This window comes from Ruegeria sp. BHSB056 (assembly GCF_059613305.1).
Genome location: NZ_JBXWSG010000111.1, coordinates 1 through 10,711, shown reverse-complemented (window position 1 = coordinate 10,711; position 10,711 = coordinate 1). Strand labels below are relative to the sequence as shown.

9 protein-coding genes are annotated in these 10,711 nt (G+C 56.3%); 4 read left to right on the top strand and 5 right to left on the bottom strand.

The genetic code is table 11. The features are described 5' to 3' along the window. The 3 genes from AC2FND_RS18290 to mtnA all read left to right on the top strand — a co-directional run. Window positions 1–645 (top strand): oxidoreductase dimerization domain-containing protein (locus AC2FND_RS18290; protein ID WP_496771200.1); only part of this gene is annotated, 645 nt, incomplete at its 5' end. After that, on the top strand, window positions 642–1,097 hold the full coding sequence (locus AC2FND_RS18285; RefSeq protein ID WP_480506972.1) for a YaiI/YqxD family protein: 456 nt from the start codon (window positions 642–644) through the stop codon (window positions 1,095–1,097). The genes AC2FND_RS18290 and AC2FND_RS18285, both read left to right, overlap by 4 nt. 122 nt (window positions 1,098–1,219) lie before the next feature. Continuing rightward, window positions 1,220–2,314, top strand: coding sequence for an S-methyl-5-thioribose-1-phosphate isomerase (gene mtnA / locus AC2FND_RS18280; protein ID WP_496771199.1), 1,095 nt, complete (start codon window positions 1,220–1,222; stop codon window positions 2,312–2,314). A 62-nt stretch (window positions 2,315–2,376) separates the two neighbouring features. On the opposite strand, the gene AC2FND_RS18275 is transcribed toward mtnA, so the two are convergent. Continuing rightward, window positions 2,377–3,612 carry an MFS transporter gene (locus tag AC2FND_RS18275; RefSeq protein WP_496771198.1) on the bottom strand — a complete coding sequence of 412 codons (1,236 nt, stop codon included), beginning with the start codon at window positions 3,610–3,612 and terminating at the stop codon, window positions 2,377–2,379. A gap of 149 nt (window positions 3,613–3,761) precedes the next feature. On the opposite strand from AC2FND_RS18275, the gene zapE reads away from it, so the two are divergent. Beyond that, a complete protein-coding gene (zapE, locus tag AC2FND_RS18270; RefSeq protein ID WP_496771197.1) occupies window positions 3,762–4,820 on the top strand; it encodes a cell division protein ZapE in 1,059 nt (352 codons plus the stop codon). A gap of 60 nt (window positions 4,821–4,880) precedes the next feature. Here the strand turns inward: zapE and AC2FND_RS18265 are convergent, their stop codons facing one another. From AC2FND_RS18265 to AC2FND_RS18250, 4 genes are all read right to left on the bottom strand, one after another. Further along, entirely contained in the window at window positions 4,881–6,155 is a 1,275-nt protein-coding gene (locus AC2FND_RS18265) for a bifunctional folylpolyglutamate synthase/dihydrofolate synthase (protein ID WP_496771196.1), read from the bottom strand. Continuing rightward, entirely contained in the window at window positions 6,136–7,083 is a 948-nt protein-coding gene (accD, locus tag AC2FND_RS18260; protein WP_209507120.1) for an acetyl-CoA carboxylase, carboxyltransferase subunit beta, read from the bottom strand. The genes AC2FND_RS18265 and accD overlap by 20 nt, the downstream gene beginning before the upstream one ends. 60 nt (window positions 7,084–7,143) lie before the next feature. Next, the gene (locus tag AC2FND_RS18255) at window positions 7,144–8,028 is read right to left on the bottom strand and encodes a CPBP family intramembrane glutamic endopeptidase (protein ID WP_496771195.1); all 885 of its coding nucleotides are present in this window, start codon (window positions 8,026–8,028) and stop codon (window positions 7,144–7,146) included. Beyond that, a partial coding sequence (locus AC2FND_RS18250; RefSeq protein ID WP_496771194.1) for a cyclic nucleotide-binding domain-containing protein occupies window positions 8,021–10,711 on the bottom strand: 2,691 nt, incomplete at its 5' end. The genes AC2FND_RS18255 and AC2FND_RS18250, both read right to left, overlap by 8 nt.

Sequence of the window (10,711 nt, the reverse complement as noted above, 5' to 3'; positions counted from 1 at the left end):
ATGGGCGCAACATCGAAACTCAATCTGGACTCAGTTGGACTGGAAACCGATCACCGCAATCGGATCAAGGTAGACCGCAAGACATATCAGACCGCGGTTCCGCATATCTACGCGACCGGGGATGTGATCGGTCACCCTTCGCTGGCCTCGACTTCATTACAGCAAGGGCGTGTGGCTGCCTGCCATGCGCTCGAGACACCTACACTGCCGGAAAGCCCATGGTACCCATATGGCATCTACTCGGTTCCCGAAATTTCCACCTGCGGCATGTCCGAGGAAGAACTTCAGGAACGTGGCATTCCGTATGAGGTCGGTGTGGCCCGATTCCGCGAAACCTCGCGCGGGCATATCATGGGGCTGGAACACGGCATGCTGAAGATGCTGTTTTCGCTGAAGACCCGCCGTGTCTTGGGTGTGCAGATTGTGGGCGAAGGTGCGACTGAACTGATCCACATCGCTCAGGCGGTTCTTAACCTGAAGGGCACTGTCGATTACTTCGTTCAGAATACGTTCAACTATCCAACTCTGGCCGAGGCTTACAAGATCGCCGGGCTGGATGCTTTCAACCGGATGCCGATCCCGGACGAATTCAAGGTGCGGAAAAAACCTGCTGAACCAGAGAAAAAAGAGGCCAAAAAGGCGTGACAACGCTCTATGTCGATGGCGATGCCTGCCCTGTAAAGGCCGAGGCCGAACGGGTTGCAACGCGACACAAGGTGCCTATGGCACTGGTGTCGAATGGCGGTCTTCGACCGTCAGCAAACCCGTTGGCTCAGGTCGTCGTGGTCTCGGAAGGCGCTGACGAAGCCGACAAATGGATAGCAGAACGCTGCGGCGCAGGGGATGTAGTTGTTACCTCCGATATCCCTCTGGCTGCGAAATGCGTCGAAGCGGGTGCCCGAGTTTTGCGCCCGAACGGCGAAGCCTTTACGGCAGCCAACATAGGCCAGCAATTGGCAATGCGTGATCTGATGGCTGACCTTCGGGCCGCCAATCCGCTTGGGGCCGGAGGCGGCGGCCGACCATTCAACAAAGCCGATCGTTCAAGGTTTCTGGACGCCTTAGAGCGGGAACTTCGCGCGGCGACCCGAGGATAAGTGCAATCATCGGCAAGCTAAAATGCGAGCCTGCAACCAGAAACGCCCGTTTACAAGCCCGCCGAAAGAACGCAGGCTGCGAAAGACTTCTGATCAGGCTATTCGCAAACGGAGACCGAATTATGAAAGTACAGGGTGCTCATTACCGGTCGATTTGGTGGGACAAATCGGCAGGTGAGGTTCGGATTATCGACCAGCGATGGCTGCCCCATGACTTTCGGGTGGTTACCCTGAAAACGCTGGATGAATTTGCGACGGCGATCCGCGATATGTGGGTCAGGGGTGCGCCACTGATTGGTGCAACAGCCGCGTTTGGAATTGCGGAACAGATGTCCCGTGACAGCTCTGACGCTTCGTTCGATGCCGCATATGACGTATTGCACGCGACCCGGCCAACGGCAATCAACCTGCGATGGGCCTTGGACAGATGCCGTGGCGCGCTGATGCCACTTGCCCCAAGTGACCGTGCCGAACGGGCCTGGGCAATGGCACAGGAGGTTGCTGACGAAGATGTTGAGATCAATGCCTCGATAGGTCGCCATGGTCTGCAACTGATCAAAGAAATTGCAGCCAGAAAGCCCGCAGGTGAACCGGTGCGGCTATTGACGCATTGCAATGCCGGTTGGCTGGCAACGGTGGATTGGGGAACGGCGACAAGCCCGATGTATCACGCGCATGACGCGGGCATTCCGCTTCATGTCTGGGTGGATGAGACCCGGCCACGAAATCAGGGGGCGCTGACATCCTGGGAGCTTGCTGAACACGGCATTCCCCATCGTTATATCGTGGACAATGCAGGTGGTCACCTGATGCAACATGGTTTGGTTGACGCCGTCATCACCGGTACAGACCGGACCACGGCACAAGGCGACGTCTGCAATAAAATCGGCACCTACCTGAAGGCCTTGGCGGCGCGGGACAACGGGGTTCCGTTTTATGTTGCCCTGCCCTCGCCTACGATTGACTGGACGGTTCGGGATGGAGTGTCGGAAATCCCGATCGAAGAACGCGATACAAAAGAAGTGACCCATGTCATGGGCGTGGACGGCCAAGGGGATATTGCCGATGTTCGCGTCACTCCGAACGGTACGGAGGGTGGCAATCCTGCCTTTGATGTCACACCCAACCGGCTGGTGACCGGGCTTATCACCGAGCGTGGCGTTTGTGCCGCCTCGGCCGAAGGCCTTGCCGGATTGTTTCCAGACCGAGCTGGCTAGATTGACACCCCACGCGGCATTACCGCTGGCGCGCGCACGTTGGTCGAGCGCGAAACGTTATTTCAGGCGGGGACTGCCAGACGGTTCTCTCGGATCGGTAGATGAACGATGGCGCTGAAAGCCCCTATTGCCACACCGATCCACCAGACCAGTGCATAGTCACCATATTGGTCATACATGCGCCCCCCCAGCCAGACTCCCAGGAAACTGCCAACCTGATGGCTGAAGAAGATTATGCCATAGAGTGTTCCCATGTAACGCAAACCATAGAGGTGCGCGACAAGGCCCGACGTGAGCGGAACGGTGGCCAGCCAAAGCGACCCCATCACCAGCGAGAATGTAATGACGGACAGCGGCGTTATCGGGAAAACGATGAACAACGCCGCAGCAAGTGTCCGACCGGCATAGACCGAGGCCAGCAGATATTTCTTAGGAAAATGATTACCCGCCCAACCTGCAAAAAGAGTCCCGGCGATATTGGCCAAACCAATCAGCGAAATCGATACCGCGCCAAGTGCGGACGTGGATGTGATGCCGATGGAATACAGCACGCTGCCGGGTTCGATCGGGCCGCACATTTCGGTTACGAATGCCGGAAAATGAGCGGTGATAAATCCAAGCTGGTATCCGCAGCTGAAAAACCCAATAAATATCAAAGCGTAAGAAGGATCTCGGAACGCCTTTCCCAGAATTTCTCCCATGCTTTCTTGCAACTCTGCTTTTGAAGCTGGTTGAGGCGACCGCATGAAAGGCAGGGTCAATACAAGCGCTAGAATCGCAGCGGCAAACACGACGAAGACCTGTTGCCAGGGCAAGAATGACAGCAGCCACTCAGCTGTCGGAGCGCCCAGAACCTGTCCGAAACTGCCCGCAGCTGTAACGACGGCCAGCGACATGGACCGATTTTCATCAGAGGACGCGCGACCGACCACAGCCAAAACCACGCCGAACCCGGTTCCGGCAATGCCAAACCCCACCAGCCACGCATAGACTTGGTGTTCAAGAGGTGTGACGGACCAGGCTGAAAGCACCATACCGGCAGCGTAGGTCAAAGCGCCAAGGATAATGGCCTTTCGGTCTCCTACTTTCTCAGCGATAGCTGCAAAGACCGGTTGGCCGATGCCCCAAGCCAGATTCTGGATCGCAATCGCCAGTGAGAAATCCGTGCGCAACCAGCCAAATTCGCTGGCGATCGGAATCTGAAACACGCCGAAAGATGCGCGCACGGCAAAGCTGACCGTGATGATGATGCATCCAACGATCAGGATCGGGTTCAACATGCGGGTGGGTTGCGGCATTGCGACCTCGGGTAGTTTGGTCCGACGGACCGTACTGCATTTACGAGTCGCGTCAATTCAACAGATTTGCGGTCACGGATAAGCAAATTTGATACGTCAGGGAAATGTCTTCTTTTCAACGGGCTGGGTCATGGGTAAGGCTCTTGGTCATGACGGATCTGATTTCGCACTATGAAGCCCGCGTCGAGGATGGAACTCTGACGCGTGACGACGCTCAAGAAGCCGTATTACCCCAGTTTGAGCGCATCAGTGCGGCACTGGCCGAGCCGGTAAAACGAGGGTTTTTCCGCAAGGCTCCACCGCCACCCAAAGGCCTGTACCTGTGGGGTGGCGTCGGACGCGGTAAATCGATGCTGATGGACATGTTCGTCGACACGCTGGGTGAAATCCCTGCACGGCGCGTTCACTTTCATGCCTTCATGCAGGATATCCATGCCGGAATGCACAAGGCCCGAAAAGAGAATGTGGAAGATGCACTAATACCTGTGGCGAAAGAAGTGGCAAAATCCGTCCGCCTGCTGGCTTTCGACGAGATGCAGATCACTGACATTACGGATGCGATGATCGTCGGTCGCTTGTTTAACCTGCTGCACGAAGGTGGTGTTGTCGTTGTGACCACGTCGAACAGGCATCCAGACGAGCTGTATAAGGATGGGTTGAACCGGCAATTGTTCCTGCCTTTTATTGCCCATATCAAAGACCAGTTGCAGGTATGGGAACTGGTATCGCCCACGGATTACCGTCAGAACAGATTAGAAGGTGCTCCGGTCTATTTTACACCCATCGGACCAGAAGCGCGGCAGAAATTACGGGATGTCTGGAACGATCTTGCAGGCGGACCTGCCGATCCGTTGATATTGCAGGTCAAAGGCCGCGCTGTCGAACTGCCAGCATTTCGCAACGGGGTTGCACGGGCTTCGTTTTATGACCTGTGTGGCCGGATGCTGGGACCGGCGGACTATCTGGCTATCGCAGAAGCAATTAAAGTTTTGGTGCTTGAGGATATCCCCCGTCTGTCGAGAAATAACTTCAATGAAGCCAAGCGCTTTGTCATCCTGATAGATGCGCTCTACGAGGCAAAAGTTCGGTTGATCTGCTCGGCTGCGGCAGAGCCCGAGATGTTGTATGTCGAAGGAGAAGGCACCTTTGAGTTTGAGCGTACTGCGTCGCGCCTGCGGGAAATGCAGGACCAGAACTGGGGGAAGTAGGGGCTCTGCCCCCGTCGCGCTGCGCGCGCCGCCCCCGGAATATTTGCGAAAAGATGAAGCTTAACCGTTTTCGCGCAGGATGTTTCCGGCAAGATAAAGGGAGCCGCAGATCAGGACACGCGCCTGTGGGTCTTTGTCCGTGAATGTCTTCAACGCTTCCGAAACACTTGCAGCGACTGAAGAAGGCAGGCCAACTTTGGTGGCAGCGGCGGCGGTTTCTTCGGCGCTGAGCGTGGCCGCCTCGCCCGGTATGGAGACGGCGGTCAGGCTTGCAACCTGTCTTGACAGTGGCGCGAGGTACCCAGTCACGTCTTTCGTGTTGAGCATACCGCAGATTATGTGCGTAGGGCGTTGCGGCATCTTTGCCAGCACATCGGCCAGCGCGATACCTGCGGCCGCGTTATGCCCTCCGTCCAGCCACAGTTCGACCTGGGGGGCTTGCTCGGTCAGCGGGCCGGTTTTGAGACGTTGCATACGCGCGGGCCAATCGGCATTGGACACGGCAGCCTCGTAGGCAATGTCACCCATTGAAAGATGACGCAGAACCGCCGAGGCAGCACCAGCATTCTGGAACTGATGTGCACCCAGCAGGTTGGGGAGCGGCAGATCACGCAGCCCGGTTTCGTCCTGATAGATCAAGCGCCCGTTTTCTTCATGAACGTGCCAATGCTGGCCATGTACAAGCAGCGGTGCGCCCAACCGGGCGGCTGTGTACTCGATCACCTCCAGCGCCTCATCTTCCTGCGGGCCGACGATGCATGGCACACCGGGTTTGATAATGCCCGCCTTTTCGGCAGCAATCTTTCCCAGGGTGTCGCCCAGATACTGTTCATGATCGATTGAAACAGGCGTAATGACTGTTACCACCGGTTCATCTACAACATTTGTCGCGTCCAACCGCCCACCCAGACCGACCTCGAGCAGAGTATAATCTGCTTTGCAGCGAGAGAAGGCCAGCAAGGCGGCGCAGGTTGTGATCTCGAAATACGTGATGTTCTCGCCACCATTTGCCACGTAGCACTCATCCAGAACCGCGGTCAGGCTGGGTTCTGAAATCAGTTCGCCCGCCAACCGGATACGTTCGTGAAATCGCGCCAGATGGGGCGAGGTGTAGGCATGAACGGAACGCCCGGCCCCTTCCAAGCCCGCCCGGATCATGGCCTGGGTCGAGCCTTTGCCATTGGTTCCGGCAATATGGATAACCGGTGGCAGCTTGAGCTGCGGGTTGTCCAAAGCGGCCAGCAATCGCCAGACGCGGTCCAAGGTCAAATCAATGATCTTGGGGTGCAGCGCCATCATCCGGTCGAGGATGGCGTCAGATGTCTTGGTGTTCATTTTTCCCGGTCTCTTCGGCCTGCGCGACCTTGGCCGTTTCATCCGGTGTCGGTGCTGGCAGATCACCTTTGATCGCCGGCGGTTGGTTCATCAGCATCCGGGTGATGGTGATCAGTTCGTCGCGCATCTCGGTGCGTTTGGTGACACGGTCCAGCATCCCGTGATCCAGCAGGTACTCGGCCCGCTGGAAGCCGTCGGGCAACTTTTCGCGAATCGTTTGCTCGATAACTCGGGGACCGGCAAAGCAGATCAACGCGTTCGGTTCAGAGATGTGGACATCGCCCAACATCGCATATGACGCCGTCACACCTCCGGTGGTGGGATGAGTCAGCACAACGATATAGGGTAGATTTGCTTCTTTCAGCATTTCGACGGCCACGGTTGTGCGCGGCATTTGCATCAGGCTGAGAATGCCTTCCTGCATCCTCGCACCACCAGCTGCCGAGAACAGGATCAGTGGGCGCTTTAGCTTAACCGCTTCTTGAGCGGCCGCGATGATTGCGTTGCCCACATACATGCCCATTGATCCGCCCATGAAGGAGAAATCTTGCGCTGCTGCAACGATAGGCGTGCGCCCGATTTCGCCTTTGGCAACCAGCATCGCCTCTTTTTCACCGGTCTTTTTCTGCGCGGCTCGCATACGTTCGGGGTATTTCTTCTGGTCGCGGAAATGCAACGGATCTTCTTTTGGCGCTGGCACTGCGACCTCGGTGAAAATACCGCCATCGAACAGGTGATTGAACCGCTCGCGTGGGGTAATCGCCATGTGATGGTCACATTGGGTACAGACGTTCTGATTTTCCGCAAGTTCACGATGAAACAGCATCGTTCCGCACTCGTCACATTTCTGCCAAAGGTTTTCGGGCACTTCGCGGCGAGAGAAGATCGAGTTGATCCGGGGGCGGACGTAGTTTGTGATCCAGTTCATGTCGGAACCTTGGCTTGTGCGGTGTTGACGTCAAATAAGACGCCACGGAAAGAAATGCAATCAACGCCTGATCGCAAGCCGCGCCGCCAGCCAGCATACGAACATCACCGCCAAATCCACCACCAGCCAGGGACGAAGCTGTTCAGCGTCAGATGCATCGAACGGAAGCGAGAAAAGCGCCAGACCGCTCAGGTTGTCCGGCAGGGAAACGAACAATAGTGCGATGATGTTATTGAAGAAATGCAAGGCGATAGCTGGCCCCAATGTCCCTGATCGCGCTGTGAGATCGGATGCAAGCATCCCAAAAACAAATGCCCACAGCACAAACAGAATTGCATTTTCTCCTGCCAGTTCCGGCGTGTAATGGCCAGCCGCAAACAAAACAGACGGAACCCCCATCCAAATGACAGGCGATTGAAACCTGGCTGCAAACGCTTGCTGAATGTACCCCCGAAACAGAACTTCTTCGGCGCTGGTCTGAATCAGGACAACTAACACAGAGACCGGAAGCAACAAAAGCCAAGTTGAAAATGGCAGATTCTTTGACAGAGAGTCCCCCAAGCCGTAGGGCGACAGCAAGACACCGACAGCGCCCAAGAAAAGCAGGGCTTTCAGCACTTTCAGAAATTGGGCCACAACCAGACTGCGCTGGCCGAAAATTGATCGCAAGGATCGGTGCTGAAGCTGACGTGCGGCAACTGCCACGCCAAGAATGATGAACCCGAAACTGGCCAGCAACAGAAGCAGCGCTATAGGTGTGTTGCCTTGCAAAAGTTCCTGTGCCCATTCCTCCGGACCCAACCCCGCTATCACGGTGAAAAACACCAAGTTCGAAACGCTGACCAACACGGCTATCAATGCCAACCCCAGCAAAAGACGCCAGATTTCGGGTTTGGCGCGGGCTGTTTCGACCAGGCGCGCATGAGCTGAATACGCGCTAGGCATTCTTACCAATACCTTCCTGCGCCGTTTCATCCGTCACGGGTGGAAACATGTCTTCGGCGTTCTGGGCCACGCTGATTCTGTTCGAAAGCGTGGTCAGATACCCTGCAACTGTTTGAAGCAACTGCATAGCGACCGAAGCGTCACTTTCAACAACGGCACGCAGTTCTTCTGCGCCGATGCGCAAGAAGCTGCTATCTTCCGTCGCTACCAGATCCAGTTGCCTTGGTTCCCCGGTAATGATGGACAGGTCTCCGATGAGCCGACCGGGTTCTATGATCGAGATTGTGCGTTTCGTTCCATCCTCATTGGACCAATCCAGTTTGGCTTGTCCTGAAATGCACAAATAGGCCGCATCCGGCGCTTGACCGCGGGAAAAGATGACTTGTTCGGCGCTGGCTTCGTACCATTGCGCCGAAAACGCCAGCAGCCTCTGGTTTCTGCCATCCAGGCCTGAAAACAGCTGAGTTGCAGACAGAATCTCGAGTTTACGGCTCAGATCGTCCGAAGTTCTGGCCTCATGCGCTGGTCTGCTCCGCGAGACGCCGTCGATCCGTCCATCCTTGATTTCCACAAACAAGTCATAGGCTTCGGGATGCGCAAAATGACCCTCCATGAATATCATGATGGAATCGGGCAGCAGCTCTCTCAGTTTCAGGCGCGTGCGCAACCGGCTTTCCGAGTCGTGGCTGGCCAGCGCCTTGTCCAGGATCAGGACGTCGGGGCGTTTGATGCCTGCGCGTGAAAAAGCGGCACGCTCCTGAAACACGGTTGGAAGGTTGTTGCCGCCCAACCCGGACGGCAGGTCATAGATAATGGCCGCTGCCCGACGGCGCAGACCGGCTTCGTTCATGGCCTCGGCAACGATGTCTTCGATATCTTCGGCATGGGCACCCGCCATCAACGATATCCGGCCGTAGATTGCGTTTTCCATCACGGTCAAGCGCGGCACATAGATGTCAGGCGCCACAGACATGAACAAACCGTCCATTGCACCGCGCAACCGCTCGGCCTGGGTCTTGCGGATAGCAAGGATTTTTTCCTTGTATTCCTCCGGGAAATCCGGGCCGATCTGTTCTGCTGTCAGAAGGAAAGGCACTGTCAGTAGCAAGGCACGCTCCTGATCGCTCAGCGCAGCATTCCCTTTGGCTTTGCGCCGGTCCTGAATATCGAGCAGCCGATGATACATGTCCTTGGACATGCCAAGCCGCAGAAACAGGGGATGGTCGGCCCCGTCCCGCCCAAATGTCTTGCCAAGAGTATCCATGACAGCATTCGATATGCTGATCGCGTCATCTGCCAAATCATGGGTGCTGAGCAATTGCACGAACCGCGCGTCTCCGGCCAGAATGTCTGGAGATATGTCTCGCGACGGTGCCGCGAACAACAGGTTGCCCCCAAGCGGGACGGCCGGGTTAAACTGGTTTGGGTCGAACCGATAGACATAACGATCCAATCCTTTTTCTTTCAGCCGTTCTGCGATGGATTCTCTCAGCCTGACTATTTCCTGTGCCAGTATTGGGTGTATCTCTGGATCAAACTGGGTGCGCAGAGTGCGCCGGAACATGAACTCGTCAATCCCCATGGCTTCCACCAGCTGGAACCACCAGTCACGTATTCCATCGATATCGTCCAGACCGGCCAGTCCTGGATCGATCCACTCATCTTCCAGCGAATCCGGTGGGTTACCCGCCCGAACAGACTCAATCTGACGACGGGACGGGGTTCTAATCGCATCTGCCTCGTGTTGCGGGTGGGTGCGCAACGGCATCATAAGGTTATCGCCCAAAGTCCCGTCAAACAGATAGGGGCGTGAATAGGCATACCCGATCCGGGCCGCGATAACTGATTGGTGCAGTTCGTCCAGCTTGTGGCCAGCTATGACCACATCCCCCTGAACAGGTAGCACCTCGCGGGTCAGCAACTGGCCCAACGCACTACGTTCCGACGCATGGGCGGATTGAATCGCCACACGCGCGCCCCGCGGGATGGTCAGATCAATGTCTTCTAGAATGGTTTTGCCGTCGCCATCGCGAACGGTCACATTGCGCAATTCGATATCACCGGTCAGATGTGGGATGGTTTCCGGCTCGCCGACGAACAGCTCTTCGGGGATCATGTTGTCCGGGGCAAATCTTTCGGTGACCACCTCCCACCGCAGGGACATGTCCTGTACCTGGTTGTAGTAGGTCAGAAGGTCTTTCCAGGGCCCGCTTAGGTCCTTGTACGCGCCCAACGCGGCAACCAGTGCACCTACTGTCACCTCGCCCGTAATCGCCAGGTATCCGCCCACCGAGTAAAACAGGAACGGCGTCATCTGAGTGATCAGATTGTTCAGGAACTTCATAAAGAATTTCTTGTTGTAGATCTTGAACCGGATCTCGAACAAGGTCCCCAGCCTATGACTGAACTGCGCCAGACGATAACGCCAGCCGCCATTTGTGCGCAGGTCGCTGATGCCCGCCGCACTTTCCCCGATTTCCGAGCTCAGACGCCTGACCTCCTGAATACGGTCCTTGTTCAGCAAGTTGATCTGGCGTTGCAACTTTGGGATCAGCCAGGCCTGAAGCGGGATCAGCGCGATGCTTGCCAAACCGAACCAGATGCTTTGCATGAACAGAAAGGTGACGATTGTCATCATCTGACCGAACTGAAACACCGGTTGCGCAATCGCATCCCCCATCAG